Raw genomic sequence first — 26,182 nt, 5'->3', positions numbered from 1 at the left:
GCGGTCAGCCCGGTTGGGTGATCCCGCCGTCGGACGAGGTGCCGAACATCGCGACGGAGCGACCGGGGCGCGCGAACCGGCCGGACGGCATACCGTCGGCGCCGTCGAGTGTCTCGTCACGGCCGGCTCCCACGCCCAGGAGGCTGCGGGTGAGCCGCTGGGTGTCCGAGAGCAGCTCGTCGAGCGCGAGGCCGAGGTGATCGTCCGACGGCGGCTCGTCGTCGATCGCCGCGGCGAGGACCGCTCGCCGCACGAGCTCCTTGGCGAACGACGCGGTCGTGCCCTCGGCCCGCGAGGCGGCGGCCGAGATCGCCTCGGCCCCGAAGAGGTGACCGCCGTAGAGGCGGAGCAGCTCGCGGCGTCCCTCGGCGTCGGGGAGCGGGATCTCGGCGGCGAGGTCGACGCGTCCCGGGCGCTGCGACAGGGCGACCTCGAGGTCCTCGACGCGGTTGGTCGTGAGGATGAACGCCACGTCGGCGTCGGAGTCGAGCCCGTCGAGGGCGTCGAGCACCTCGAAGAGCAGCGGTGAGGCGCCCATCGGCGCGAACGAGCGGTCCTCGGCCACGAGGTCGCAGTCCTCGAGCACGACGATCGCCGGCTGGTGCGCGCGGGCGACCTTGGCGGCGTCGTGGATGAAGCGCAGCGAGCCGCCGCTCAGCAGCACGGCCGTCGTCCCCGGCGTCGCGGAGAGCAGGTGGCGCACCGTGTGGGTCTTGCCGGTGCCGGGAGGGCCGTAGAGCAGGACGCCGCGCTTGAGGTGCTGGCCGTGGGCGACGAGGCGCTCGCGCTGCTCGCCCATCCCGATGACGTGCCGGGCCACCCGGTCCAGCACGCCGTCGGGCAGCACGACCGCGGCGGCGTCGACCGTGGGGCGCTCGATGAAGGTCACGCCGGCGAGGCCAGGGCCGTAGGGGTCCGAGCCGAACGTGACGACCTGTCCCCGGATGACGCTGCGCTCGTCCATGAGCGCCTGCACCCTGGCCATCAGGGCGTCCGAGAGCTCGCGGTCCTCGGCGACGACCTCGATGGTGCCGGTCTCCCGGCCGAACTGCCGGTTCATCCCCTGCTGGCGGACGGCGACCGGTCGCCCCTCGAAGGTGAAGAGCCGGATGCCCGACGTCACGACCTGGCGCTGGTCGTCCTTGCCGGGCCCGGTGGGCATCCGGTCGTAGTCGACCTGTCCGACCGCCATCCCCGGGCCGTGGAAGCGCTGCACGAGGTCGCCGAGCGACATGTGGTGGCGGGCGTCCCCGGCGATGCCGATGACCGTGGCGTCCGGGTCGGCCGCCATGACCTCGGACAGGGCGATGTCCGCGTCGACGAGCCGGTGGGCGGGCACCGGCGCACCGACGACGGCGAGCAGGTGCGGCTCCACCCCGAGGTGCTCCTGCAGCGCCTCGGACAGCCGTCGGCCGCCGTCGGCCGCGGGCAGCTCGTCGAGGACGCGGCGCAGCACGGTGTGGAAGTCGGCGAGCAGCGTGTCGTCGCGTCGGCCGGCGTCGACCGGGGGCGTGGAGGGTGTCGAGGGGTCCATGACGTGACGATAGGGCGCCGCGACGTCCGGGTGGCAGGAGTCGCAGGGCGAATTCGGCGGGGCGTTATAGCCTCGTCCCGTGCTGCTCTCCGACAAGGACATCCGGGCCGAGATCGCTGCCGGGCGCGTCGAGCTCGACCCGTGGGACCCGCAGATGGTCCAACCCTCGAGCGTCGACGTCCGGCTCGACAAGTTCTTCCGGCTCTTCGACAACCACAAGTACCCTTACATCGACCCCGCGGCCGAGCAGCCCGACCTGACGCGGCTCGTCGAGGTCACGCCGGAGGAGGACGGCTTCGTCCTCCACCCGGGTGAGTTCGTCCTCGGCTCGACGCTCGAGACGGTCTCGCTGCCCGACGACCTCGCCGCGCGCGTCGAGGGCAAGAGCTCGCTCGGCCGGCTCGGGCTGCTGACCCACGCGACGGCGGGCTTCGTCGACCCGGGCTTCTCGGGTCACGTGACGCTCGAGCTGTCCAACGTCGCGACCCTCCCGATCATGCTCTACCCGGGCATGAAGATCGGCCAGCTCTGCTTCTTCCGGCTCAGCTCACCCGCCGAGAACCCTTACGGCTCAGGCGTGTACGGCTCGCACTACCAGGGCCAGCGCGGCCCGACGGCGAGCCGGTCGTTCGCCAACTTCCACCGCACCCGGGTGTGAGCGCCACGGACGACCTGACGCGCCCCGCCGAGGTGCACGACATCGCCGACCTCGAGCGCGAGGGCGCCGCCGACGACCGATCCGGTATGCCGCTTGCCTCCCTCGCGTGGGACGCGCAGCCCGCCGGGGCGACCGCCGTCGCCCTCGTCCTGCACGGAGGGGCGGTCGAGGGCCTCGAGCCCAACCGCCCGTGGTCGCACAACGTCGCCCGGCTCGTGCCGTTCGCCCGGGCCCTGCGGCGCGTGCCCGGGCCGCTGGCCGTCGCACGCCTGCGCTTCCGCGTCCGGGGCTGGAACGGCGACGCGATGCCCGTCGAGGACGCCAGGTGGGCGCTGGCACAGGTGCGGGCGGCATACCCGGGCGTCCCGATCGCGATCGTCGGCCACTCCATGGGAGGCCGCGTCGCGATGCACGTCGGGGACGACCCGGACGTGCGGCTCGTCGTCGGGCTGGCTACGTGGGTCGAGCCCGGCGACCCGCAGCCCGGTGACGGCACCCGCACCGTGCTGCTCCACGGCGACCGCGACATCATCTGCTCCCTCGCCCGCACGCGGACCGCGGTCGAGCAGATGCAGGCGCGTGGGCTCGACGCCTCCCTCGTCCGCGTGGCCCGCGCCGACCACGCCATGCTCGTGCGCTCCCGGCTCTGGACGGCGCTCGTCACGGAGATCGTCCGGTCGAGCTTCGCGGGCGAGCTGGGAGGCGACCCCGAGCCGCGGTCCGGCCCGATCGGGGCCGTCGTGGCGCGCGTCGTGCACGGCGGCGGGGTCATCATCGACATCTGACCGTGATTCGACGTCCGAGGCGCCGTCGGCGCAGGCGGGTACGTTGTTGAGCATGATCCGCTTCGAGGGCGTGACCAAGCGATACGCCGATGCGTCCGGCGACGACGGGGGAGCTGGGTCGGTCGCCGTCGACGACCTGACCCTGGAGGCCCCCACCGGCAAGATCACCGTCCTCGTCGGGCCCTCGGGCTGCGGCAAGACGACGACGCTGCGCATGGTCAACCGGATGATCACCCCGACGTCGGGCACGATCTCGATCGACGGCAAGGACACCGCCTCGCTCGACGTCGCCGAGCTGCGCCGCGGCATCGGCTACGTCATCCAGCACGCCGGCCTCTTCCCGCACCGCACCGTCCTCGACAACGTCACCACCGTGCCGCGGCTGCTCGGCACCGACAAGAAGACGGCTCGTGCCCGGGCCATGGAGCTCATCGAGCGCGTCGGCCTCGACCCGGCGATGGCACGGCGCTACCCCGCCCAGCTCTCCGGCGGCCAGCAGCAGCGCGTCGGCGTCGCCCGGGCGCTCGCGGCCGACCCGCCCGTCATGCTCATGGACGAGCCCTTCTCGGCCGTCGACCCCGTCGTGCGCGAGCAGCTCCAGAACGAGTTCCTGCGCCTGCAGTCCGAGCTCGGCAAGACGATCCTCTTCGTCACCCACGACATCGACGAGGCGGTCAAGCTCGGCGACCAGGTCGCCGTGCTGCGGGTGGGCGGCGTTCTGGCACAGCTGGACTCGCCCGCCAAGCTCCTCGCCGACCCCGTCGACGACTTCGTCGCCGGCTTCGTCGGACGCGACCGCGGCTACCGTGCGCTCTCCTTTGCGGCTGCGCCCGAGCTCTCGCTGGCCGACGAGCCGACGGTGCGCCTCGGTGCGCGGGCCGACGAGGTCCGCGCCGTCGGCACGCCGTGGGTGCTCTGCGTCGACGACGACCGCGAGCCGCTCGGCTGGGTGCGCGCCGCCGCCGTCGAGACCGAGGTGACCCGGAACCTGCTGCACCGAGGCGGCACCGTCGCCTCCACCTCCGGCTCGCTGCGTGCGCTGCTCGACGCCGCCCTGTCGTCCCCGAGCGGCCGCGGCGTCGTGGCTGACGACGACGGCCGGCTCGTCGGCACCATCCGCGCCGCCGAGGTGATCCCCGCGATCGAGGCCCGTCGCGACGCGGCTCCCGCCGACGCGGCTGCAGCCGAGGGGGCGACCGCCCGGTGACCTGGGCCCTCGACCACCTCGGCGACATCCTGTCCCGCGCCGGCCAGCACGCCTGGCTCGCCGGCCTGCCGCTCGTGCTCGGTCTCGTCGTCGCCGTGCCGCTCGGCTGGCTCGCGGCGCGACAGCCGAGGCTGCGGGCGGTCCTGCTGACGACGACCGGCCTGCTCTACACGATCCCCTCGCTGGCGCTGTTCATCCTCCTGCCGCCGCTGCTCGGTACGAAGATCCTCGACTCGATCAACGTCATCATCGCGATGACCGTCTACACCGTCGCCCTCCTGACCCGCACCGTCGCCGACGGGCTGTCGTCCGTCGACGGGTCGACCCGCCAGGCGGCGATCGCCATGGGCTACGGCCCGTTCGCGCGGTTCCGTGCCGTGGACCTCCCGCTCGCCGTGCCGGTCATCGCGGCCGGGCTGCGTGTGGCCGCCGTCAGCAACGTCAGCATCGTCAGCGTGGCCTCGCTCATCGGCATCTCGCAGCTCGGCTACTTCCTCACCGACGGCTACGCCCGCTCCTACCCGACCGAGGTCTGGGTCGGCATCGTCGCCTGCCTGCTCCTCGCGCTCGTCTTCGACCTCGTCATCCAGGTCGTCTCGCGCGTGCTGACGCCCTGGACGAGGGCGGTGGCCGCATGACGTTCGCGCAGGTCGTGGCCTGGTTCACCGATCCCGCCAACTGGCAGGGCACCGACGGCGTGCCCAACCGGGTCGTCGAGCACCTGGTCTACACCGGCCTCACCCTGCTCATCGCCCTCGTCATCGCCGTGCCGCTCGGCGCGTGGGTCGGCCACTCCGGCCGCATGCGCTGGCTCGTCACCGGCGCCAACGCGGCGCGCGCCGTGCCCACCCTCGGGCTGCTCTTCGCGGTCTCGATGTTCGTCGGGCCGCTCATCAAGAGCGACCTCGCCTTCGTCATCCCGAGCATCACGGTCCTCGTGCTGCTCGCGATCCCGCCGCTGCTGTCGGGCACGTATGCCGGCATCGACAGCGTCGAGCCCGCGGCCCGTGACGCGGCCCGCGGGATGGGCATGACGGGCTGGCAGGTGCTGGCCAAGGTCGAGGCGCCGTGCGCGCTCCCGCTCTTCCTCAGCGGCCTGCGCAGCGCGACGCTCCAGGTCATCGCGACCGCCACCATCGCAGCGTCGGTCAGCCTCGGCGGCCTGGGCCGCTACCTCATCGACGGTCTCGCCTCGCGCGACTACGTCCAGATGGTGTGCGGTTCGATCCTCGTCGCGGTCCTCGCGCTCGTCGCCGACGGCGTCCTGGCCCTGCTCGAGAACTGGGGCGTCTCACCGGGAATCAGCGGACGGTCCACGCGTGTTGCCCGATCACGCGCCCGACACCACGATCCCCACTCCGACCACGACCCCGCCGGTGCAGACCGCCCGGGCCCCGACCCGCGGCAGGCTGCGCTCGTCGGCTCCGGCAGCACCGGCCCCGTGGAGGCGACCGCCACCACGGGCACCCCATCCGAAAGGGACCGATCATGACACGCACGCGCTTCCTCGCCGCGGGCCTGCTGCTCGCCGCCGTCGTGCCACTGGCCGCCTGCGGTGGCGGCAGTGACCCGCTCGCCCCCGCCACGAGCCCCGCCGCGGGCTCGACCGGAGGCTCGACCGGGGCCGCCGGTTCGGTCAAGGTCGGCTCGGCCGACTTCCCCGAGGCCGCCCTGCTCGGCGAGATCTACGCCCAGGCCCTCGAGGCCAAGGGCATGACCGTCACGCGCCAGTTCAACATCGGCAGCCGCGAGACCTACCTCAAGGCCATCACCGGCGGCGAGGTCGACGTGCTGCCGGAGTACACCGGCTCGCTGCTCAACTTCTACGACAAGAACGCCAAGGTCGTGCAGCCCGACGAGGTCTACGCCGCCCTCCAGAAGGCCGTCCCGCAGGGTCTGTCGGTCCTCGACAAGTCCGCGGCGGAGGACAAGAACTCCCTCGCCGTCACCAAGGACACCGCCAACCAGTGGTCGCTCAAGGCGATCCCCGACCTGGCGGCGCACCAGGCCGACCTCACCATCGGGGCGCCCCCGGAGTTCAAGACCCGCCAGCAGGGCCTCGTCGGCCTCAAGTCGGTCTACAACATCACGCCCAAGGAGTTCCGCCCGCTGCAGAGCCAGGCGACGGTCGAGGCGCTGAAGAACGGCCAGGTCAAGGCCGCCAACATCTTCAGCACCGACCCCTCCATCGCGGCGAACGGCTTCGTCGTTCTCGAGGACCCGCAGAGCCTCTTCGGCTCGGACAACGTCGTGCCGCTCGTGCGCTCCGACAAGGCCGACAGCGTCAAGAGCATCCTCAACGCGGTCTCGGCCAAGCTCGACACCGCCTCGCTCGCCGACATGGTCAAGCAGGTCGTCGTCGACAAGAAGGACGCGAGTGCGGTCGCCAAGACCTGGCTCGCCGGCGCCGGCCTCGCCTGAGCCGGCCTCGGCTGGGCCCCGCGCTCACGTGAGCGGCTGACGGCATACGCCCGTCGTCCGCGAGCGTGCCGAGCGGTTCCCGAGAGGCAGTCACGACAGAGGCCCCCGCGTCGGATGCGGGGGCCTCTGTCGTGTCTCTGTCTGAGGGGAATGTATCACGAACGAGAATCGTTCTCATCAATGTCGCGAGCTTCGCGACCCGAGACCGAAGGAGCCACCCATGGCCAAGCACACCGACCTGCGCCCCGTCGTCACCCTCCGCTCGACCGCCGGCACCGGCTACAGCTACGTGACGCGCAAGAACCGCCGGACCAGCCCCGACCGCCTGGTCCTGCGCAAGTTCGACCCGGTCGCACGCGAGCACGTCGACTTCCGCGAGACCCGCTGAGGCCTCGCCCCTCGGCGCACGCCGTGCATCCACCGGTGGCCACGTCTCTTGGACGTGGCCACCGGTGGATGCCGTCCGAGGCGGGTCAGCGGATGGGGGTCCGCGCCGGGGAGTGGGCCGAGGTGGCAGCCGAGGTGGTGGTGGGTGCGACCCAGGTGACCGGCACGGCGGCCGGGGCCAGCGGTGCGAAGGCGACGACGACGTCGATGCCGTCGCGGAGCAGCTTGACGAGGCGCTCCTCGGGGTCGTCGACGCAGGCGCGCGCGATGCCGTCGACGGCGAGGGCCACGACCTTGGCGGCGTTGGCCGGCCGCACGGCTGCGGCGTTGAAGCCCATGCGGGCCAGGTGGATCCGAGCCCAGCGCTCCGCCGCCGGCGACGTCGCGAGTGCGGCGCGGGACGCCTTGGACAGCTGACCGGGGGAGCGGCCGTCCTGCTCCGCGAGGATGCCCTCGGCGTTGAGGATCGCGAGGGCCATGACGTTCTGGCGCTCCTCGGCCGACACGGGCAGCGCCGCACGGGCGGTGGTCAGCACGAGGGCTGTCGCCACGCGGGGGTCGTCGGGGTTGAGGCCGACCACCTCGGGGATCATCGTCACCAGCCGCTGTCGGTGCGTCTCGTCGAGCAGGTCGTTGACGCAGCGGGCGAGGGTGGCCAGCACGGGGTGGGTGCACTCCGGGTGGTCGCTCCAGCGCTCACCGGCCAGGAACGAGGCCATCTCCATGAAGCAGGCGCCCTTGCGGGGGCTGCGGTGGCGACCGCGTGACAGCACCGGCACGCCGTCGGGCACGAAGGGGGCTCGTCGTGACATCGTCGCTCCTCGGACTTCCCTGAAGGATTCTGGGCGGGTTCCTTCATGGTGCGCCTCAATCCGCCGCTTGACCACCCCCGTCGGGCAAGCTGTCCAACCCCGCGCCCGCGTCCCGCGGCTGTGGGATCCGGCGCACTCCTGTGCCGCGGCGCCGGAGTGCGTGCACAATCGCCCCATGCCCGTCGACGCGCACACCGAGTCCGAGAGCGCCGGGGTCCGTGCCCACGTCGCGGACTCGTGGCTGCGCTCGGCCGCTGCGGGGGTGCACGTCGACACGGTCGGCGCCCCGATCACCCTGCCGGCCGACGCCCTGCGCGACCACCGCGAGGCGCACCCGCTGGCAAGGGTCTTCCCCCTGCTCGACGACGTGCTCGGCCAGGCCGCTCGCGACTGCGACGCCGTCATGGCCGTCTCGGACGCGTCCGGGCAGCTGCTCTGGGTGTGCGGCACCCCGAGCGTGCTCCGGCGGGCCGAGTCGATCGGCTTCGTCGAGGGCAGCAACTGGGACGAGCGCCTCGCCGGCACCAACGCCCCCGGCATGGCGCTGCGCCTCGACCAGTCGGTCAACGTCGTCGGCGCTGAGCACTTCCGGCGCTCGGTGCAGCGCTGGAGCTGTGCCGCCACGACGATCCACGACCCGTCCGACCAGAGCGTGCTCGGCGTCCTCGACATCACCGGCGGCGACGACATCGTGGTGCCGCAGACCATGGCGATGGTCAGGGCCGCCGCCCGCATGGCCGAGTCCGAGCTCGCGCGCGAGCTGCTCGTCAGCGGGCGGGCAGCAGCACCGGCGCCGTCGTCGGCGCGCGGCCTGTCGGTGCTCATGGAGTCCCTCGGTCGCAACGACACCCTCCTGACGGTCGACGACGGGCGCGGCCACCGGCGGACGGTGCGCCTCAGCCCGCGGCACAGCGAGATCCTCCTGCTGCTCGCGTCGGCGCCGCGTGGGCTGTCCGGCGACGAGCTCGCCGTCCTGCTCTACGAGGAGGACAGCAGCGCCTCCACGCTGCGGGTCGAGATGGGCCGCCTGCGCAGCCTGCTCGGGGAGGAGCTGCTCGCGTCACGGCCGTACCGGCTCGTGGCCGAGCTGTCGGGCGACTGGCTCGCCGTCGAGGCGCACCTCGCTGCCGGTGACGTCGCCAGCGCGATGCGCGCCTACCGGGGGCCGCTGCTGCCCCGGTCGGTGGCGCCGGGCGTGGTGCGGCTGCGCGAGAGCGTCGAGGGCGACCTGCGCCGGGCCGTGCTCGGCAGCGGCCGGGCCGACCTCATGTCGGCGTGGACCAGGTCGGCGTCGGGGGCCGACGACTACGAGATGTGGCAGGCCCAGGCGCGGGTGCTCGGTCCCGGCTCGCCGCTCATGCCGCTCGTCCAGAACCAGATCCACCGCCTCGACCGCGAGCTCGGCCCCACCCCCTGACCGAGGGCGATTCGTGGCCTCTCGATCCCTCCGCATGGGCCATTCGTGGCCTCTCGACGCTCTCAACCGTCGAGAGGCCAAAGTTCGTGGGTGTGCGCACGTCGAGAGGCCAAAGTTCGTGGGTGTGCGCACGTCGAGAGGCCACGTGTGGCCGCTGCCTGAACGACGAGAGGCCACGAACCGGGCGTATGCCGTGAGCGCGCCACCCGGCATACGCGACGCAACGTGGTTGCAACGTTGCGCTGCCTAGCGTCCTGCCAACCCCTTCGAGGGGAGACCACCAAGGATGTTGGGAGATCAACCATGACCGTCTACGCACCGCCCGGGCAGCCGGACTCGCTCGTGACCGTCCTCGACCGCTACGGCCACTTCATCGGCGGCAACTGGGTCGACCCGAAGAAGGGCCTGTGGTTCGAGAACGTCTCGCCCGTCAACGGCAAGCCGTTCTGCGAGGTCGCCCGCGGCACCGAGGAGGACATCGAGGCCGCCCTCGACGCCGCCCACGCCGCCGCCCCCGCGTGGGGTCGCACGAGCCTCGGCGAGCGCTCGCTCATCCTCAACCGGATCGCCGACCGCATCGAGCAGAACCTCGAGGCGCTCGCCGTGGCCGAGACGTGGGAGAACGGCAAGGCCGTCCGCGAGACGCTCGCCGCCGATCTGCCGCTCGCCGTCGACCACTTCCGCTACTTCGCGGGCGTCCTTCGGGGACAGGAGGGTTCGAGCAGCGAGATCGACGAGAACACGGTCGCCTACCACTTCCACGAGCCGCTCGGCGTCGTCGGTCAGATCATCCCGTGGAACTTCCCGATCCTCATGGCCGTGTGGAAGCTCGCGCCGGCCCTGGCGGCCGGCAACTGCGTCGTGCTCAAGCCCGCCGAGCAGACGCCGTGGTCGATCCTCAAGGTCGTCGAGCTCGTCGGTGACCTGCTGCCGCCCGGCGTCCTCAACGTCGTCAACGGCTTCGGTGTCGAGGCGGGCAAGCCCCTCGCCTCTTCACCCCGCATCGCCAAGATCGCCTTCACCGGCGAGACGACGACCGGCCGGCTCATCATGCAGTACGCCTCGCAGAACATCATCCCCGTCACCCTCGAGCTCGGCGGCAAGAGCCCCAACGTCTTCTTCGAGGACGTCGCGCAGGAGCGGGACGCATTCTACGACAAGGCGCTCGAGGGCTTCACGATGTTCGCCCTCAACCAGGGCGAGGTCTGCACGTGCCCGTCACGCGCGCTCGTCCAGAGCTCGATCTACAGCGACTTCGTGCCCGACGCCGTGGCCCGTGTCGAGAAGATCAAGCAGGGCAACCCGCTCGACACCGAGACGACGATGGGCGCCCAGGCCAGCAACGACCAGCTCGAGAAGATCCTCTCCTACATGGACATCGGCCGTCAGGAGGGTGCCAAGGTGCTCACCGGTGGCGACCGCAACGTGCTCGACGGCGACCTCGCCGAGGGCTACTACGTCGCGCCGACGATCTTCGAGGGTGACAACTCGATGCGGATCTTCCAGGAGGAGATCTTCGGTCCCGTCGTGTCGCTCACGAGCTTCGACGACGAGGCCGCCGCCCTCTCGATCGCCAACGACACGCTCTACGGCCTCGGCGCCGGCGTGTGGACCCGCGACGGCTCGCGCGCCTACCGGATGGGCCGTGGCATCAAGGCCGGTCGCGTCTGGACCAACTGCTACCACCAGTACCCGGCGCACGCCGCCTTCGGTGGCTACAAGCAGTCGGGCATCGGCCGCGAGAACCACAAGATGATGCTCGACCACTACCAGCAGACGAAGAACCTCCTCGTCTCCTACTCGCCCGACGCGCTCGGGTTCTTCTGACCGGGCCGGTCCCCGTGACCACGCCCCCAGAGACGGTCGCGCCCGGTGAGCCATCGGCTTCCCCCAGCCGGGTCGACCTCACCGGTGAGGCGGCGGACCTGCTCCGTCGCCTCACCGGGATCCACGGACCGCTGATGTTCCACCAGTCGGGTGGCTGCTGCGACGGCAGCTCTCCCATGTGCTTCCCGGCGGGTGAGTTCCTCACGAGCGAGGCAGACGTGCACCTGGCCGACCTCGTCGTCAGCGGTGTCCCGGCGCCCGTCGGGTTCTGGATGTCGGTGTCGCAGTACGAGTACTGGAAGCACACGCACCTCACCGTCGACGTCGTGAAGGGCCGGGGCAGCGGCTTCTCCGTCGAGGCGCCGGAGGGGGTGCGGTTCCTCATCCGGTCGCGGCTGCTGACCGACGACGAGCGCGCCGCCTTCGGCATCGCCGCGCCGACGGTGGGCCGCCTCACCTGACCCGTCCGGACCGTGGAGGTTCGCACCCGCTCCCCGGGGTGCGAACCTCCACCCCGGCGTATGCCGTCAGGCGGGCGGAGCCGCCAGGTCACGTCGCTGCCGCGACCGCTCCAAGGCGGCGGCGACGAAGCCGTCGGCCTTGAGATCCTCGACGAGGTCGCGCAGGAAGGCGACCGTCCGTGGCGAGCGGGAGCGGGTCGTGCCGACGGCCTGGCGGATCTGCATGAAGGCGCCGTCGAGCAGCCGCAGGCCGTCGCGCGACTGCGCGAAGGCGGTCACGGGCTCACGGATCCCCGCCCCGACCTCGAGGCCTTCGTCGAGGAAGACGTCGACGCCCTCGTCACCGCGGACCAGCCGGGCGTGCTCCAGCGTGCGCGTCAGGTGCAGGTCGTAGGCCGACCCGGTCTTGACCCCGACCCGGACCCCCTCGGTGTCGACGTCGGAGGCAGTGCACAGCGGGGAGGCCGCCGGCACGACGTAGACGCCCTCGATGAGCACGTAGGGCTCGGTGAAGGCGACCTCGGCCTCGCGTGCCGGGTCGATCGCAAGGAAGCAGATGTCGGCCGCGCCGGTCGCCATCGCCTCGTAGGACCGGCGGGCCGCGTCGAAGCAGAGCAGCTCGACCGGCAGCCCGAGGCGCTCGCCCACTGCGCGGGCGATGTCGACGGTGACGCCCGACGGGGCAGACGGGCTGCCCTGTGCGAGAACGGGGTTGCCGAGGTTGATCGAGGCCCGGAGGGTCCCGGTCGGGGCGAGGTCGCGGGCGACGACGGACAGGTCGGCAGTCATCGGCTCACCCTACGGCCCATGAGTGGCGCACGGCTGCCCGGCCCGACGGCACACGGCCGTCCGGCCCGACGGCATACCTCCACCCGGCCGGACAGCAACGGCCACCCGGCCCGACGGCATACGACCGTCGGGCCGGGGGCGCACGTGCTCAGGGGTATTCGACGACGGTGACCGGCACGTCCGGGTTGGCGATGGTCGACGAGCCGCCGACGCCGTTGACGACGTTGCGGATGCCGCCCTTGCCGGTGGACGGGTCGAGGAAGATCGTCAGCAGGTCGTGCAGCCGGACGCCTGGTGTCGCCGGCACCTCGAACGCGTTGGCGGCGAAGATGTCGACGCCCTGGTTGAAGAAGCTGTAGGAGCCCATGCCGGACCCCGAGAAGCTCTTCACGCCGGGCCCCACGAGCAGGGCGGGGTAGCCCTCGTGGCCCGGTGCCGACATCCACGCGGCCTGGCTCGGCGGGTCGTAGGGCAGCTCGTTCTGGAAGAACGTGACCGACCCGTGCTCACCGTTCCAGATGACCTCGGTCTTCTGGTAGTGCTCGACGAATAGGCCTGTCGCAGTGACGTGGTCGCCGTTGACGACGAGGCCGGTGTCGGCGGTGTTGCTCGTCCAGCCGACGCCGTTGCCGTGGTCGGCGCGCCAGGCCCAGATGTCGTCGAGGACGACGTGGTCGCTGTTGACCTGGAGGCTGACGGTCGCCTTGCCGACGTACGGGCCGCCGATGCGGAAGAAGACGTCCTGCAGGGCGGTCGGGTCGGCGGCGCTGCTCCACCCGGCCCGGCTGGCGGCCGGCGTCCCGGCAGCCCGCTGGGTCCCGATCTGGAGCAGGACCGGCGAGTTGACCGGCCCGGCGTCGAAGGTGATGCCGGCGATGTCGACGCCCGGCACGTCGGCGACGCTCATGGCGACCTGTCCGTCGGTCGGCGTCAGGCTGGCCAGACCGAGGCCGAGGACGACGGTGTCGGCCCGCTTGACCTTGAGGGTCTGGTCGAGGTGGTAGACGCCGGGCGTGAGGAGCAGGTTGCGGCCGCGGGCGAGCTCGCGGTTGATCGCCTGTGCCGAGTCCGACGGCCTGGCCACGTAGAAGTCGCCGATCCCGATCGAGCGGCCGGGAGTCGACCCGGACGCCCACGTGACGCCGCTCGAGTCGGTCGCGGCCGCCGGCACGAAGACGCGGTAGGCGCCCTTGTCGTCGACGTAGAGGTAGGGCTTCTCGCGGCTCACCGAGGTCGTGGCGAAGGTCGTGTAGGGCCCGCAGCCGTTGGGCGCGCCCGGGAAGCACTCGGCGGGCGCGCCCTCGACGCCGGAGAAGACCTGGTTCCAGACGCCGTTGGTCCAGCCGTTCAGCACGCTGTTGCGGGTGAAGAACTGCTGCTGCGAGCCGTTGATGACGGTCCCGTCGAACTTCGAGTCAGCGATGAAGCCGCCGCTGGCGAACGAGGGGCCGGTGCAGTAGTCCATGAGCGTCGTCTGGCCCTTGACGTGCACGCGCCGCAGCGGCGCCGCCTGGGAGACGGCCCAGAACTGCCCGCTGTAGCAGCCGAAGCCGGGGGTGGTGACGTTGACGGTCAGGTTGGACATCGAGCGCCAGAAGTTGTTGAGCGCGATGCACCCGCTCGAGCCGCACTGGTTGCGCACGTAGACCGAGCCGTTGATGACGACGTCGCCCGGGTCCTTCCCGAGGCCGGCGACCTCGGTGTAGTAGCCGACCTGGAAGTTCAGCGGGTTGGCGGCGGTGCCGTAGGTGCCGGGCTTGAAGAGGATCGCGTGCCGTTCGGGGCCCATCTCGTTGGACACCTGCGCAGTGGCGATCGCGTCGACCTTGGCCTGGATCTCGGCGGTCGACATGGACGGGTCGAGCACGAGGGTGCCCGCTCCGAGGTCGGGGGCGGCGGGGGCCGCAGCCACGGCGGACGACGGCGCGGGGGCCGCTCCGGCCCCGGCGACGGCGATGGTCGGGACGGCCGCGGTCGCGACGGCCAGGGCCGCGAGGGCCAGTCGGTGGAGCCCGCGGGAGGGCCACCCACGTCGATCTCGTCGTTGAGTCATGCGCTCACGATTCACTGTCGCGGCGGTGAGGGCAAGAGTTTGTGAGAGCGTTCTCACGGCGAGTTTCCAGCCTGGGCGGGACGGCCGCACGACGACGAAGGCCCCCTCCGGACGGAGGGGGCCTTCGAGCACCGCTGGACGTATGCCGTCCGGCCGGCTCAGCCGACCGGAGCGGGCTCCGGGTCGGGCTGGGGCTCGGGCGTCGCGGTCTCGGGCTCGTCGTCGCCGTCGTCACCGCGGCGCACGGCGGCGAGGAGCATCTGCGCGACGTCGACGACCTCGACGGCGTCGGTGGCCTTGCCGTCCTGGATGGCGGCGTTGAGGCCGTCGGAGAGCATGACCTTGCAGAAGGGGCAGCCGACGGCGATGCGCTCGGCGCCCGTCGCCAGGGCCTCCTCGGTGCGGTTGGTGTTGATCCGCGTGCCGAGCTTCTCCTCCATCCACATGCGGGCGCCGCCGGCGCCGCAGCAGAACGACTTCTCCTTGCTGCGCTCCATCTCGGCGTACTCGACGCCGGGCAGGATCTGGAGCAGCTCGCGCGGCGGGGCGTAGACCTGGTTGTGCCGGCCGAGGTAGCAGGGGTCGTGGTAGGTCACCTTCGCGCCCGTCGAGGCGGCGCCGGTCAGGGTGCCGGCCGAGGACGCGTCACCGGGTCGGGCGACCGGGGTCAGGCGCTTCTCGCGGACGATGCGGTTGAGCAGCTGCGTGTGGTGCAGCACCTCGTACTGGCCGCCGAGCTGCGGGTACTCGTTCTTGATGGTGTTGAAGCAGTGCGCGCAGGTGACGACAATCTTCGTCGCGCCGACCTCGTTGAGGGTCTCGACGTTCTGCTGCGCGAGCATCTGGAAGAGGAACTCGTTGCCGGCGCGGCGGGCCGAGTCGCCGGTGCAGGCCTCGCCGTCACCGAGCACCGCGAAGCTGACGCCGGCCGTGTCGAGCAGCTCGGCGACGGCGCGCGTCGTCTTCTTGGCGCGGTCCTCGTAGGCGCCGGCGCAGCCGACCCAGAAGAGGTAGTCGACCTCGTCGAGGCTCTCGACGTCCTGGCCGACCTGCTTGACCTCGAAGGGGAGGTCCTTGGCCCAGTCCATCCGCAGCCGCGGCGCGAGACCCCAGGGGTTGCTGTTCTTCTCGAGGTTCTTGAACAGGCCGTTGAGCTCGGCGGGGAAGGCCGACTCGATGAGGTTCTTGTAGCGGCGCATGTCGACGATGGCGTCGACGTGCTCGATGTCGACGGGGCACTGCTCGACGCAGGCACCACAGGTGGTGCACGACCAGAGGACGTCCTCGTCGATGACGGCGTCGGGGCCGTGCGGGTTGTAGGCCGTCAGCGGGTGGCGGATGTCGTAGCCGGTCTCGCCGACGAGCTGCTCGGTGGCGACGGCGCCCTTGGTGGCGTCGCTGAAGCCCTCGGCCGACTCGATGCCGGCGTTGCGGATCTCCTCGGAGGCGAGCAGCCACGGCGACTTGGCGTGCGCGTGGTCACGCAGCGTCATGACGAGCAACTTGGGGGAGAGGGGCTTGTCGGTGTTCCAGGCGGGGCACTGGCTCTGGCAGCGGCCGCACTCGGTGCACGTCGTGAAGTCGAGCAGGCCCTTCCACGTGAAGTCCTCGACCTTGCCGACGCCGAGCGCGGCGTCCTCGTCGAGCTCGTCGACGTTCTCGAAGTCGAGCGGGTTGCCGTCGACCTTGATCGGCTGGAGCTCGCCGAGGCTGGTGCGGCCGTCGGCGTGGCGCTTGAAGAAGATGTTGAAGAAGGCGAGGAAGCGGTGCCAGGCCACGCCCATCGTCGGCTGGAGCGCGATGGTGATCATCCAGGCGAAACTGATGAGGATCTTGATCGCGGCGATGATCACGATGAGGTTCTCGATGGCCCCGATCGACAGGCCGGTGAAGAAGTTGCCGATCCAGCCGGTCAGCGGGAAGTGCAGGGCGTTGTCCATGCCGGTGCCCTGCTTGCGCGCGAGCGTCCACTCGAGCGCGCGGAGCAGCCCGATGCAGAGGGTGACGCCGAGGATCGTCAGCTCGACGTAGTAGGCCTGCCACCACGTGGAGCCGAAGAAGCGGCTGCGGCGGCCGTCCTCGCCGGCGGCCGAGCGCGGGTGGTTCTTCTGCCGGATCGCCATGAGCACGAGGATCGAGATGAAGCCCGCGAAGGCGAAGAAGTCGGTGACCCACTCGTAGAGGAAGAAGTGGCCGATGACCGGCAGCACGAACTCCGGCGAGAAGAGCTGGCCGAAGGCGTTGAGCAGGGTGAAGAACAGGACGCCGAAGCTGACCATGGTGAACCAGTGCGCGACGGCGACGACCGGCAGCCGCGACATGCGGGTGTGGCCGAGGAACTCGCGCAGCAGGGTGCGGGTGCGGGCTCCCTTGTCGTCACCGCGGTCCTCGGGCTGCCCGAGCCGGAAGGTGGCGAGGAAGTGGTTGACCGTCTTGACGAGCAGGGCGACGGCGACGGCGGTGACGCCGAGGCAGACGACGACGGCGACGATCTGGAGCGCACTCATGCCGGGGAGTCTACTGACGAGTTAACAACCGCCCCCGGAATGTGACGGCCGTCGCGGCGTGACGCTCGTCCCGTTCCGTCCCCTTCGTCTCCCGGCGGGCCCTCGAGGGTTCGTCGCCGGTCTGTCGACCCGGCCACGCGGGGAGATCGGGTATGCCGTGTCGTGGCCACCCGGCATACGCCCGGATCTTGGGCGGGTGGTGGCACAGGATAACGACGTGTTGGAATATGTATAACGAAGACCCGGTTGTCGATGACGACCTGGTCACCAGACCGATCCGCACCCCGGCGAAAGGGCTTCCGCACATGCCGATCTACGACGACGTGACCCAGCTGATCGGCAACACGCCGCTCGTGCGCCTCAACAAGATCACGGACGGCGCCGACGCGACGGTTGCGGCCAAGCTCGAGTTCTACAACCCCGCCAACTCCGTCAAGGACCGCATCGGCGTCGCGATCGTCGACGCGGCCGAGGCGAGCGGCGAGCTCAAGGCCGGCGGCACGATCGTCGAGGCCACGTCCGGCAACACCGGCATCGCGCTCGCCATGGTCGGCGCGGCCCGCGGCTACAAGGTCGTGCTGACGATGCCCGAGTCGATGAGCAAGGAGCGCCGCGCCCTGCTGCGTGCGTTCGGCGCCGAGCTCGTCCTCACCGACCCGTCCACCGGCATGAAGGGCGCCGTGGCCAAGGCCGAGGAGATCGCCGCCGAGCGTGGTGGCGTGCTCGCCCGCCAGTTCGCCAACGTCGCCAACCCCGAGATCCACCGCAAGACCACCGCCGAGGAGATCTGGAAGGACACCGACGGCCAGGTCGACATCGTCGTGGCCGGCATCGGCACGGGCGGCACCATCACCGGCATCGGCCAGGTCCTCAAGGCCCGCAAGCCCGGCGTCCAGGTCATCGCCGTCGAGCCGGAGGAGTCGGCGATCCTCAACGGCGGCCAGCCCGGTCCGCACAAGATCCAGGGCATCGGCGCCAACTTCGTCCCCGAGATCCTCGACACCGAGATCTACGACGAGGTCATCGACGTCAACGCCGAGACCTCCGTCAAGTGGGCCCGCCGCGCTGCGACCGAGGAGGGTCTGCTCGTCGGCCTGTCGTCCGGCGCCGCCCTCGCGGCCGCCGTCCAGGTCGCGCAGCGTCCGGAGAACCAGGGCAAGACGATCGTCGTCATCATCCCATCGTTCGGCGAGCGCTACCTGTCCACCATCCTCTTCGAGGGCCTCGTCGACTGACGTCGCGCGCCTCGTCACCCCCACCTGCCACCAAGGAGTCGTGCCCATGAGCACCGCACCACAGATCGACCACGAGCCACGGCCGGCCGAGAAGCCGCTGACGCTCGTGCGCGGTGACGGGGCCTCGGCCGCCGGCGCGGCCACGACCGCCCGCGAGGAGCGTTCGTATGCCGGACCGCTCGGTCTCGTGCGCAAGCTCGCCGACCGTGCGCTCGAGGACGTCGACGGTGCCATCGCGCGCGACCCGGCGGCGAGCTCCCGGCTCGAGCTGGTCCTGACCTCGCCCGGCCTGCACGCCGTCTGGGCGCACCGCGGGCTGCATGCGCTCTACCAGCAGCCGGGTGGGCGGCTACCGGCGCGAGTGCTCGCCACGGTGGCGCGCTCGATCACCGGTGTCGAGATCCACCCGGCGGCCCGGCTCGGCCGACGCTTCTTCATCGACCATGGCATGGGGGTCGTCATCGGGGAGACTGCCGAGGTCGGCGACGACGTCATGCTCTACCACGGGGTCACCCTCGGCGGCCGGTCGCTGGCTCACGTCAAGCGCCACCCCACCGTCGGCAACCGCGTCACGATCGGTGCCGGCGCCCGGGTGCTCGGGCCTGTCCTCGTCGGCGACGACGTGCAGATCGGCGCGAACTCCGTTGTCGTCAAGGACGTTCCGGCCGGAGCGGTGGCGACCGGCATCCCGGCTGTCATCCGCTTCCCCAAGCGCGACGCCACCAACCAGTGGCTCGACCCCGCGATCTACATCTGACCCACCGCCGCAGGTTTCGAGGGCGCGGTCCCGGGCACCGTCCTGCGGATGGTCGCGCAGCTGGTGGTGTCAGGACCCCGCCGGGCGCAGCACCATGACGCACGTCGTGCGACGTGTCATGGTCCGGGCCTGGTTGATTCGGACGGTGGGGCCGGCCGCGGATAGACTTCCGCGGACACTGGAGGGCTCGCATAGTGGCCGAGTGCGGCGGTCTTGAAAACCGCTATGGGTTCATAGCCCATCGTGGGTTCGAATCCCACGCCCTCCGCCACTGCTCCGTCGGCGCGGAGCGCCTTCGGAACAGCTGCGGAGGCGTGAGATGAAGGGGAGCGCTGGGCCCGGGCGAGGAACGAGCCCGGTACCAGCGCGGAGTCCCACGCCCTCCGCCACTGCTCCGTCGGCGCGGAGCGGCTGCATCCACCTCGTGCGCCTGGTCGGCACCTGTCGTGCAACTCGTCGCGCGGCTGGTCGCGCACCCGGTGTCGTCGGGGCGCAGCGCCCGCGCGATCTGACGCGCGACCTCGCGCCGGTCGGACGGCACCGCAGCCGCTCTGACCGGGTCCGGGCATGAAAAAAGGGGCTCCGGAGATCCGGAGTCCCTTTCGTTTCAAGCGCCGGCCTCGACGGTGAGCCCAGCGTGCACGCGTCCCCTCAGAGCAGGCCGAGCCGCTCCTCGAACGTCGTGCTGGAGTTGTACTGACCGACCGGCATGTTCTTGGACGGACGGTTCATGGCCGCGAAGAACGACACGAGGTACGACATCTCTGTATTCAGTTTCCTTAAGGCTGAGCCCTGACAGCGCGTCGAAGGGGCTCGGTGGTCGACCGTCATTGCGGGACGGTCAGGACCGGCCGACCACCCGCGACCCGGCCGGGAGCATGGCCGGGCCGTGGGTGACGTCTGCCCCACAATGGTAACAGTTGCGCAACCATGACCAGACCACCCGTTGACCTTTGTCGAGGGCCGTGAGATACGACAGTGTGACCTCTCAATTCGGCTCGGATGCCGCGCCCGACCCCGCCGAGATCCTGAGCCGACTGGCCCCCGTCGAGCTCCCGTCGGCGAGCCCGCTCGTCCTGCGCGGCAGGCGATTCGACGCCGCGACGCCGGCCGTCATGGCCATCGTCAACCGCACGCGTGACTCCTTCTTCAGCGGCAACCGGCATGCCGACCTCGAGTCCGCCAAGGCGGCCTTCGTCGAGGCGGTCGAGCTCGGTGCCGACCTCGTCGACGTCGGTGGCGTGCGCGCCGGCCAGGAGGGCGAGGTGGTCGACGCCGACGAGGAGGTCCGGCGCGTCGTTCCCTTCCTGCAGTGGGCCCGGGCCGAGCATCCCGACGTCCTCCTCAGCCTCGACACCTGGCGCTCCGAGGTCGCCCGTGAGGCCGACGGTGTCGTCGACCTCGTCAACGACACGTGGGCCGGCCACGACCGTGACCTCGTGCATGTCGCCGCCGGCATCGGTGCCGGCTACGTCATCTCACATACCGGCGGCCTGCCGCCCCGCACCGACCCGGTGGACGTGACCTACGGCGATGACCAGCTCGACGTCGTCCGGGACGTCGTGCGCACCCTGGCCGAGGGGGCCGCCGCGGCCGAGCAGGCCGGCATACCCCGTGAACGCATCCTCGTGGACCCGACCCTCGACTTCGGCAAGACCACGGCGCACTCGCTCGAGGTGCTACGGCATACGGCAGACGTCGTGGCACTGAACTACCCTGTGCTGCAAGCGATGTCGCGCAAGGACTTCGTCGGTGAGTCGCTCGACCTGCCGGCCGAGGAGCGCCTCGAGGGCTCGCTCGCCGCGACCGCGGTCGCGGCCTGGCTCGGGGCGACGGTCTTCCGCGCGCACGACGTCCGTGCGACCCGCAGGGTCATCGACATGGTGGCGACGATCCGTGGCGACCGGCCCCCGCGACTCGCCCTGCGAGGGACCAGGCGTGACGGCGCGGCGAACGCCTCCTGAACGCCCAAAATCTGGTGGCATCCGACGGGCTGAACGCGCGGTATTCTGCTAGGTTCGTCGCGGTTGCAGTTGCAGTTCCTCGAAGTCGAGCAGGTGCCCGTCATCCGCAATGGTGACGGGATTTCTTTTCGACAGCGGCGGGTTCGCCCGTCCCATGGAGTCAAGGCGGCAGCTTGGGATGCGCGAGGTGCGTCGTTCCACACGCTAAAGAAGGAAGAGTTACCCGTATGGCACAGGGCACCGTCAAGTGGTTCAACGCCGAAAAGGGCTTTGGCTTCATCGCCCAGGACGGCGGCGGCCCCGACGTTTTCGTCCACTACTCGGCCATCCAGTCGAACGGCTACCGTTCGCTGGAAGAGGCGCAGCGAGTCGAGTTCGAGGTCACCCAGGGTCCCAAGGGTCCCCAGGCTGACGCGGTTCGCCCGCTCTGATCCCTCGAGATCAACAGCAACGAGCGACACACAACCTCAGTCGTTTGTGACAAAGCCCCCGGCCATCGGCCGGGGGCTTTGTTGTGACCGGCGGGCCGCGTCGACCGCGGCCCACCGATCAGCACTCGTCGTAGGGCTTCGTCGTGGGTGACGGGGCCTTCGTCGGCGTCCTGGTCGAGGTGCTCGTCGGCTTCGGCGTCGAGGGGGTCGACGGTGCAGGGGGCTGGAGGCTCTTCTGCACGTAGGCGCGGATCTCGTCGTAGTTGGGCCGGACCGAGTTGAAGTCGGGGATCTTGTCGAACGAGACGCTGGTGATCTTGTTGTCCTTCTGGACGCGCTCGATGAGGTCGACGAACGCCGGAAGGTTCTGCGCGGGGATGTCGGTGTAGATGTTGTCGCGCGCGATCCTGGCGATCTCGGGGTACTTGGACACCATCTGGGCGGGGTCGACCTGCCGCACGACCGCCTGGATCACGCACCGCTGGCGCGCCTGGCGGTAGGTGTCGCTGTCGGCCGCACGGGTGCGTGCGTACCACAGCGCCAGGTTGCCGGAGAGGTGCTGGACCCCCGGGCTGAAGTAGCCGGTCTCACCGACGACGCCGCCGCGGCCGTCGCTGTGGCCACCGATGGGCAGCTTGGTGCCGAAGCCGCTCAGCTTGACGTTGACGGTCACGCCGCCCATGGCGTCGATGAGCTGGGAGAAGCCCTTGAGGTCGATGACCACCGTGTGGTCGATCTTGAGACCGAGGACCTCGGAGATGACGTTGCGGGTCTCGTCACGGCCGGGAACGCTGCCCGTGTAGGAGCCGGGGTGGTCCTGGCGGTACTGGTCGACCTCGGTCCACACGGCGTTGAGCATGCACTGGTCGTTGGGGTCCTTCTGCTCCCGGAAGCACACCGGACGGCCGTACGTGCCGCTCGGGTAGAGCCCGCGCAGGGGGCTGGCCTTGGGCAGCGGCACCCGCTGGAGGTTGCGGGGCAGCGAGATGAGCGCGGTCCGGCCGGTCTTGGTGTCGATGCTCGCGACGATCATCGAGTCGGTGCGCGTGCCCGTGCGCCCGACGCCCGCGTCGGAGCCGAGCAGCAGGATGTTGACGCGCGCCTGGTCGGCCCAGGGGTCCGAGCCCTGGGCGACCTGGGCGCCGACTCCCGGCTTGACCGGGGCCGTGCCGAAGACCTGGGCGACGGTCGTCTGGGTGATGCTGGCGTACTCCGCGAACTTGAACGAGGACGCCGCGACGAGGAAGACCATGAGCGTGGTGAAGGCGGCGAGCAGACGCGTGCGGCCCTTGTCCAGGCGCGTGGGGCGGGACTGGACCGCGGTCAGGATGATCGAGCCGCACCACAGGATGCCGATCACGACGAAGGTGATGGCGATCGCCTGGAGCACGGTGGGGCGCGCGACGAGCGAGAGCACGGCGTTGGTCAGGCCGGTCCGCAGCACGTAGTAGGCGCCCACGCCGATCCCGGCCAGGGCGATGACGAGGATCGCCCAGCCGGCCTTGCGGCTGCGGGTCTGCGTCAGGCCGGCGCCGGGCACCACGGTGCCGAGGGCTGTGAGGCCGAGTGCCCTGCGGAAACCGGACTTGAGTTCACGTCGCAGCGCTTCGCGTGTCGGGGGCGCAGCCTGACCTCGCGTGTTCGGATAGCTCATGGAGTCCTCTCTGATCGGCCCGTGCGCACGAGCCGATGCACATTCTGCCCTGACAACCTGATATGTGCCTCATCGACTCGGGTATGGCGTCCGGACGCGTGGACACCCCGGTTTGGGTCGGGCGCGCCGGTGCCGGTAGCCTGTGCTCGCCCGTGTATCCGGCGTCGCCTCGGCGGCCCGTGCCGGGCACGGAGGCGTCGCATAGTGGCCTAGTGCGCCCGCCTGCTAAGCGGGTTGAGGATAAAACCTCTCGCGGGTTCAAATCCCGCCGCCTCCGCCAGCACAAGACAGAAGGACCCTGACACGCTTTTCGTCGGGGTCCTTCTGTCTTGTGCTGAACGAACGTGTGGGATTTGGGAGGAGCTGGGCAGTCCCCGAGGAACGAGGGGCCTGCCCAGCGACGGCGTCCCGCCGCCGGGCGAGCGGTGACCCACAAACGTCGGCCTCTCGACTGGGGAGGACCCGCAAACGTTGGCCCCTCGACGGTGGAGAGAGGGCCAGACGTGGCCCCTCGACGTTATAGAGGGGGCCAGACGTGGCCTCTCCACGGGGGAGGACCCGCAAACGGTGGCCTCTCGACGGTTCAGGTGGGGGAGGGGGCGTCCGGGTGCTCGGCGGCGTCCTCGCGCCTCCGGCGCCGGCGCTGCGAGAGCGGGAGCACCAGCCACAGGCCGATCGCGAGAACCGTGAGGCCGCCGCCGATCCACAGCGCCGTCGTGTGAGAGAGCAGGACGTCGAGCACGAGCACGACGCCGCCGATCATCCCGACCACGAGGAAGAGCAGCCCGGTCCCGATCAGGGTGTCGGTGTGCCGCACGACGAAGTCCTTGAGCCCTTCGCGGAAGAGCATCCGGTGCATCGCGACGGGCGTCATGAACACGAGGGTGCTGATCGCGATCGAGACGAGGGTCACGACGTAGATGTCGCGCTGGAGGTCGGTCAGCGTCGTGAACCGCTGCTGGAACGGGATCGTCAGCAGGAACGCGAAGAGGATCTGCACACCCGCCTGCACGATGCGCAGCTCCTGCAGCTGCTCGCCGAAGTTGCGGTCGAGTCGCTGCGCCTCCGACTCCTCGCGCCGGTACGCGTGCGGTTCGCTCATGCCCTCCTCGTACCCGGGTGGGGGCCGGCGGCACGGCGCCCGCGTATGCCGGGTGCCGGGCGACACGGCATACGTCCTCGGGTGACCCGTCGGGATATGACGGAGGGCCCGGCACCACAGCGGTGCCGGGCCCTGCATCACGTCGTCCGAGCTCGCGGGCCAGCGGGCTGCGGACCGACCTCAGTGACCGCTGACGCGGGCCTTGAGGGCGTCGAGCTCGGCCCACAGCTCCGTGGGGAGCTGGTCGCCGAACTTGTCGAACCACTCCTGGATGAGGGGAAGCTCCTTCTCCCAGTCGGCCGCGTCGACCCTGATGGCCTTGGCCACCTGCTCGGGCGTCATGTCGAGGCCGTCGATGTCGATGGAGCCCTCGGTCGGCACGAACCCGATCGGGGTCTCCACGGCGTCGGCGTCCCCGTCGAGGCGCTCGATGACCCACTTGAGGACGCGGCTGTTCTCGCCGAACCCGGGCCAGAGGAAGGAGCCGTCCTCCTCGTCGCGACGGAACCAGTTGACGCCGAAGATGCGGGGGAGCTTGGAGGCGTCCGCGCTCTTGCCGATCTCGAGCCAGTGGTTCATGTAGTCGCCGGCGTGGTAGCCGATGAAGGGGAGCATGGCCATCGGGTCGCGGCGCACGACGCCGACGGCGCCGGTCGCGGCAGCGGTGGTCTCCGAGGAGAGCGTGGCGCCGATGAAGGTGCCGTGCTGCCAGTCGCGCGACTCATAGACGAGCGGCACGGTCGTCTTGCGGCGGCCGCCGAAGAGGATCGCGTCGATCGGGACGCCGTCGGGGTTGTCGTACTCCGGGGCGATCATCGGGCACTGCGAGGCGGGCGTGCAGAAGCGGCTGTTCGGGTGGCTCGAGAGCACGCCCTTCTTGCCGTCCTCCGGCGTCCAGCTGTTGCCGTGCCAGTCGGTGAGGTGGGCCGGGACCTCGTCGGTCATGCCCTCCCACCACACGTCGCCGTCGTCGGTCAGGGCGACGTTGGTGAAGACCGAGTTGCCCTTGTCGATGGTGGCCATCGCGTTGGGGTTGGTCGACGCGCCGGTGCCGGGGGCGACACCGAACAGGCCGAACTCCGGGTTGACGGCATACAGCCGGCCGTCCTCGCCGAAGCGCATCCAGGCGATGTCGTCGCCGACCATCTCGGCCTTCCAGCCGGGCACGGTCGGGGTGATCATCGCGAGGTTGGTCTTGCCGCACGCCGACGGGAAGGCGGCTGCGACGTAGTGCACCGAGCCCTTGGGCGAGGTGAGCTTGAGGATGAGCATGTGCTCGGCCATCCAGCCCTCGTCACGGGCGATCGCCGAGGCGATGCGCAGGGAGTAGCACTTCTTGCCGAGCAGGGCGTTGCCGCCGTAGCCGGAGCCGTAGCTCCAGATGGTGCGCTCCTCGGGGAAGTGGACGATGTACTTCGTGTCGGAGCACGGCCACTTGACGTCGGCCTGGCCGTCGGCCAGCGGGGCGCCGACCGAGTGCAGCGCCGGCACGTAGTCGGCGTTCGTCTCCTCGATCTTGTGCAGCACCCTGTCGCCGCAGCGGGCCATGACGAGCATGGAGACGACGACGTAGGCGGAGTCGGTGATCTCGACGCCGAACATCGGGACCTTGGCGTCGAGGTGGCCCATGACGAAGGGGATGACGTACATCGTGCGGCCCTGCATGGACCCCCGGTAGAGCTCGGTCATCCGAGCCTTCATCTCGTCGGGCGCCATCCAGTTGTTGGTGGGCCCGGCGTCCTTCTCGTCGACGGAGCAGATGTAGGTCCGGTCCTCGACGCGGGCGACGTCGGTCGGGTCGCTCGCGCAGTAGAAGGAGTTCGGCTTCTTGCTCTCGTCGAGCCGCACGAACGTGCCGGCCTCGACGAGCTGGTCGGTCAGCTCGGTCCACTCCTCGGGGGAGCCGGTGATCCAGCGGATGTCGCGCGGCTGCGTCAGCTCGGCGACCTGCTCGACCCAGGCGGACAGTCCCGCGTGCGTCGTGTGTGTCTGTTTCTCGTGGGTCGTGGTCAACTCGGGGCCCATCCCTTCGCGCGCGGTGCCGCCCGGCACCACGTCGTGCCGGTTCGAAGCTGCTCCCCACGTGGGTCCGGCCCGGGCCCGGATGGGGCCTGGAGGTGTCCACATGTTGAACAGATGACGTGATGACTTCAAGGTACGCGTCGCCGTGAGTGCCTTTGG

The 26,182-nt window shown here is 70.6% G+C and carries 22 protein-coding genes and 2 tRNA genes; 16 read left to right on the top strand and 8 right to left on the bottom strand.

Annotated elements, in window-relative coordinates:
- Positions 1–4: 4 nt before the first annotated feature.
- The gene (locus tag ABD297_RS10575; RefSeq protein ID WP_344254888.1) at positions 5–1,534 is read right to left on the bottom strand and encodes an AAA family ATPase; all 1,530 of its coding nucleotides are present in this window, start codon (positions 1,532–1,534) and stop codon (positions 5–7) included.
- A 79-nt stretch (positions 1,535–1,613) separates the two neighbouring features.
- Here ABD297_RS10575 and dcd point away from each other — a divergent pair, with 79 nt between their 5' ends.
- The 7 genes from dcd to rpmG all read left to right on the top strand — a co-directional run bounded on the left by dcd (position 1,614) and on the right by rpmG (position 6,993).
- Entirely contained in the window at positions 1,614–2,192 is a 579-nt protein-coding gene (gene dcd, locus ABD297_RS10570) for a dCTP deaminase (RefSeq protein ID WP_344254887.1), read from the top strand.
- Positions 2,189–2,977 (top strand): serine aminopeptidase domain-containing protein, encoded by a 789-nt coding sequence (locus ABD297_RS10565; protein WP_344254886.1) that lies wholly within the window; start codon positions 2,189–2,191, stop codon positions 2,975–2,977. The genes dcd and ABD297_RS10565 overlap by 4 nt, the downstream gene beginning before the upstream one ends.
- A 52-nt stretch (positions 2,978–3,029) precedes the next feature.
- A complete protein-coding gene (locus tag ABD297_RS10560; RefSeq protein WP_344254885.1) occupies positions 3,030–4,184 on the top strand; it encodes an ABC transporter ATP-binding protein in 1,155 nt (384 codons plus the stop codon).
- On the top strand, positions 4,181–4,822 hold the full coding sequence (locus ABD297_RS10555) for an ABC transporter permease (RefSeq protein ID WP_344254884.1): 642 nt from the start codon (positions 4,181–4,183) through the stop codon (positions 4,820–4,822). The genes ABD297_RS10560 and ABD297_RS10555 overlap by 4 nt, the downstream gene beginning before the upstream one ends.
- Positions 4,819–5,676 carry an ABC transporter permease gene (locus ABD297_RS10550; RefSeq protein WP_344254883.1) on the top strand — a complete coding sequence of 286 codons (858 nt, stop codon included), beginning with the start codon at positions 4,819–4,821 and terminating at the stop codon, positions 5,674–5,676. The genes ABD297_RS10555 and ABD297_RS10550 overlap by 4 nt, the downstream gene beginning before the upstream one ends.
- Positions 5,673–6,605 (top strand): ABC transporter substrate-binding protein, encoded by a 933-nt coding sequence (locus tag ABD297_RS10545; RefSeq protein WP_344254882.1) that lies wholly within the window; start codon positions 5,673–5,675, stop codon positions 6,603–6,605. Before ABD297_RS10550 ends, ABD297_RS10545 begins: the two co-directional genes overlap by 4 nt.
- A gap of 220 nt (positions 6,606–6,825) precedes the next feature.
- Positions 6,826–6,993 (top strand): 50S ribosomal protein L33, encoded by a 168-nt coding sequence (rpmG, locus tag ABD297_RS10540; RefSeq protein WP_344254881.1) that lies wholly within the window; start codon positions 6,826–6,828, stop codon positions 6,991–6,993.
- An 85-nt stretch (positions 6,994–7,078) separates the two neighbouring features.
- On the opposite strand, the gene ABD297_RS10535 is transcribed toward rpmG, so the two are convergent.
- The gene (locus ABD297_RS10535) at positions 7,079–7,804 is read right to left on the bottom strand and encodes a hypothetical protein (RefSeq protein WP_344254880.1); all 726 of its coding nucleotides are present in this window, start codon (positions 7,802–7,804) and stop codon (positions 7,079–7,081) included.
- A 175-nt stretch (positions 7,805–7,979) separates the two neighbouring features.
- Here ABD297_RS10535 and ABD297_RS10530 point away from each other — a divergent pair, with 175 nt between their 5' ends.
- From ABD297_RS10530 to ABD297_RS10520, 3 genes are all read left to right on the top strand, one after another.
- Entirely contained in the window at positions 7,980–9,221 is a 1,242-nt protein-coding gene (locus tag ABD297_RS10530) for a GAF domain-containing protein (protein WP_344254879.1), read from the top strand.
- Between the two features lie 303 nt (positions 9,222–9,524).
- A complete protein-coding gene (exaC, locus tag ABD297_RS10525) occupies positions 9,525–11,048 on the top strand; it encodes an acetaldehyde dehydrogenase ExaC (protein WP_344254878.1) in 1,524 nt (507 codons plus the stop codon).
- A 14-nt stretch (positions 11,049–11,062) separates the two neighbouring features.
- Positions 11,063–11,509 (top strand): DUF779 domain-containing protein, encoded by a 447-nt coding sequence (locus tag ABD297_RS10520; protein ID WP_344254877.1) that lies wholly within the window; start codon positions 11,063–11,065, stop codon positions 11,507–11,509.
- Between the two features lie 66 nt (positions 11,510–11,575).
- On the opposite strand, the gene ABD297_RS10515 is transcribed toward ABD297_RS10520, so the two are convergent.
- The 3 genes from ABD297_RS10515 to ABD297_RS10505 all read right to left on the bottom strand — a co-directional run bounded on the left by ABD297_RS10515 (position 11,576) and on the right by ABD297_RS10505 (position 16,858).
- Positions 11,576–12,298, bottom strand: a complete 723-nt coding sequence (locus tag ABD297_RS10515; RefSeq protein WP_344254876.1) for a transporter substrate-binding domain-containing protein — start codon at positions 12,296–12,298, stop codon at positions 11,576–11,578.
- A gap of 148 nt (positions 12,299–12,446) precedes the next feature.
- Positions 12,447–14,351 carry a glycosyl hydrolase family 28-related protein gene (locus ABD297_RS10510; protein ID WP_344254875.1) on the bottom strand — a complete coding sequence of 635 codons (1,905 nt, stop codon included), beginning with the start codon at positions 14,349–14,351 and terminating at the stop codon, positions 12,447–12,449.
- 158 nt (positions 14,352–14,509) lie between these two features.
- Positions 14,510–16,858 (bottom strand): heterodisulfide reductase-related iron-sulfur binding cluster, encoded by a 2,349-nt coding sequence (locus ABD297_RS10505; protein WP_344254874.1) that lies wholly within the window; start codon positions 16,856–16,858, stop codon positions 14,510–14,512.
- Positions 16,859–17,163: 305 nt separating this feature from the next.
- On the opposite strand from ABD297_RS10505, the gene cysK reads away from it, so the two are divergent.
- The 5 genes from cysK (at position 17,164) to ABD297_RS10480 (ending at position 21,245) form a co-directional block, all read left to right on the top strand.
- Positions 17,164–18,093 (top strand): cysteine synthase A, encoded by a 930-nt coding sequence (cysK, locus tag ABD297_RS10500; protein WP_344254873.1) that lies wholly within the window; start codon positions 17,164–17,166, stop codon positions 18,091–18,093.
- A 46-nt stretch (positions 18,094–18,139) separates the two neighbouring features.
- Positions 18,140–18,850 (top strand): serine O-acetyltransferase EpsC, encoded by a 711-nt coding sequence (gene epsC / locus ABD297_RS10495; RefSeq protein ID WP_344254872.1) that lies wholly within the window; start codon positions 18,140–18,142, stop codon positions 18,848–18,850.
- A 180-nt stretch (positions 18,851–19,030) separates the two neighbouring features.
- Positions 19,031–19,121 (top strand) — tRNA-Ser (locus ABD297_RS10490).
- Between the two features lie 709 nt (positions 19,122–19,830).
- On the top strand, positions 19,831–20,814 hold the full coding sequence (folP, locus tag ABD297_RS10485; RefSeq protein ID WP_425581158.1) for a dihydropteroate synthase: 984 nt from the start codon (positions 19,831–19,833) through the stop codon (positions 20,812–20,814).
- Positions 20,815–21,041: 227 nt separating this feature from the next.
- The gene (locus tag ABD297_RS10480; protein ID WP_030200907.1) at positions 21,042–21,245 is read left to right on the top strand and encodes a cold-shock protein; all 204 of its coding nucleotides are present in this window, start codon (positions 21,042–21,044) and stop codon (positions 21,243–21,245) included.
- 118 nt (positions 21,246–21,363) lie between these two features.
- On the opposite strand, the gene ABD297_RS10475 is transcribed toward ABD297_RS10480, so the two are convergent.
- On the bottom strand, positions 21,364–22,899 hold the full coding sequence (locus ABD297_RS10475) for an LCP family protein (protein WP_344254871.1): 1,536 nt from the start codon (positions 22,897–22,899) through the stop codon (positions 21,364–21,366).
- 190 nt (positions 22,900–23,089) lie between these two features.
- Here ABD297_RS10475 and ABD297_RS10470 point away from each other — a divergent pair.
- Positions 23,090–23,179: transfer RNA gene (locus tag ABD297_RS10470), tRNA-Ser, on the top strand.
- 303 nt (positions 23,180–23,482) lie between these two features.
- On the opposite strand, the gene ABD297_RS10465 is transcribed toward ABD297_RS10470, so the two are convergent.
- Together ABD297_RS10465 and ABD297_RS10460 are read right to left on the bottom strand one after the other, a co-directional pair.
- Positions 23,483–24,001: a DUF6328 family protein gene (locus tag ABD297_RS10465; protein WP_344254870.1), complete on the bottom strand. Its 519-nt coding sequence runs from the start codon at positions 23,999–24,001 to the stop codon at positions 23,483–23,485.
- Positions 24,002–24,181: 180 nt separating this feature from the next.
- Entirely contained in the window at positions 24,182–26,026 is a 1,845-nt protein-coding gene (locus tag ABD297_RS10460; RefSeq protein WP_344254869.1) for a phosphoenolpyruvate carboxykinase (GTP), read from the bottom strand.
- Positions 26,027–26,182: the final 156 nt, after the last annotated feature.

Source organism: Terrabacter carboxydivorans (assembly GCF_039532035.1).
Classification (GTDB): Bacteria; Actinomycetota; Actinomycetes; order Actinomycetales; family Dermatophilaceae; genus Terrabacter; species Terrabacter carboxydivorans.
Note: the sequence above shows the minus strand (reverse complement) of the source record. Positions and strands in the feature narration are given on the sequence as shown.

Bases quoted from the DNA above. Each gene is read 5' to 3' on its own strand.
- ABD297_RS10465 (WP_344254870.1), bottom strand. From the start codon at position 24,001: ATGAGCGAACCGCACGCGTACCGGCGCGAGGAGTCGGAGGCGCAGCGA.
- ABD297_RS10505 (WP_344254874.1), bottom strand. From the start codon at position 16,858: ATGAGTGCGCTCCAGATCGTCGCCGTCGTCGTCTGCCTCGGCGTCACC.
- ABD297_RS10475 (WP_344254871.1), bottom strand. From the start codon at position 22,899: ATGAGCTATCCGAACACGCGAGGTCAGGCTGCGCCCCCGACACGCGAA.
- epsC (WP_344254872.1), top strand. From the start codon at position 18,140: ATGAGCACCGCACCACAGATCGACCACGAGCCACGGCCGGCCGAGAAG.
- ABD297_RS10530 (WP_344254879.1), top strand. From the start codon at position 7,980: ATGCCCGTCGACGCGCACACCGAGTCCGAGAGCGCCGGGGTCCGTGCC.
- rpmG (WP_344254881.1), top strand. From the start codon at position 6,826: ATGGCCAAGCACACCGACCTGCGCCCCGTCGTCACCCTCCGCTCGACC.
- ABD297_RS10560 (WP_344254885.1), top strand. From the start codon at position 3,030: ATGATCCGCTTCGAGGGCGTGACCAAGCGATACGCCGATGCGTCCGGC.
- cysK (WP_344254873.1), top strand. From the start codon at position 17,164: ATGCCGATCTACGACGACGTGACCCAGCTGATCGGCAACACGCCGCTC.
- ABD297_RS10535 (WP_344254880.1), bottom strand. From the start codon at position 7,804: ATGTCACGACGAGCCCCCTTCGTGCCCGACGGCGTGCCGGTGCTGTCA.
- ABD297_RS10550 (WP_344254883.1), top strand. From the start codon at position 4,819: ATGACGTTCGCGCAGGTCGTGGCCTGGTTCACCGATCCCGCCAACTGG.
- ABD297_RS10480 (WP_030200907.1), top strand. From the start codon at position 21,042: ATGGCACAGGGCACCGTCAAGTGGTTCAACGCCGAAAAGGGCTTTGGC.
- ABD297_RS10575 (WP_344254888.1), bottom strand. From the start codon at position 1,534: ATGGACCCCTCGACACCCTCCACGCCCCCGGTCGACGCCGGCCGACGC.
- ABD297_RS10510 (WP_344254875.1), bottom strand. From the start codon at position 14,351: ATGACTCAACGACGAGATCGACGTGGGTGGCCCTCCCGCGGGCTCCAC.
- ABD297_RS10515 (WP_344254876.1), bottom strand. From the start codon at position 12,298: ATGACTGCCGACCTGTCCGTCGTCGCCCGCGACCTCGCCCCGACCGGG.
- ABD297_RS10545 (WP_344254882.1), top strand. From the start codon at position 5,673: ATGACACGCACGCGCTTCCTCGCCGCGGGCCTGCTGCTCGCCGCCGTC.
- ABD297_RS10460 (WP_344254869.1), bottom strand. From the start codon at position 26,026: ATGGGCCCCGAGTTGACCACGACCCACGAGAAACAGACACACACGACG.
- exaC (WP_344254878.1), top strand. From the start codon at position 9,525: ATGACCGTCTACGCACCGCCCGGGCAGCCGGACTCGCTCGTGACCGTC.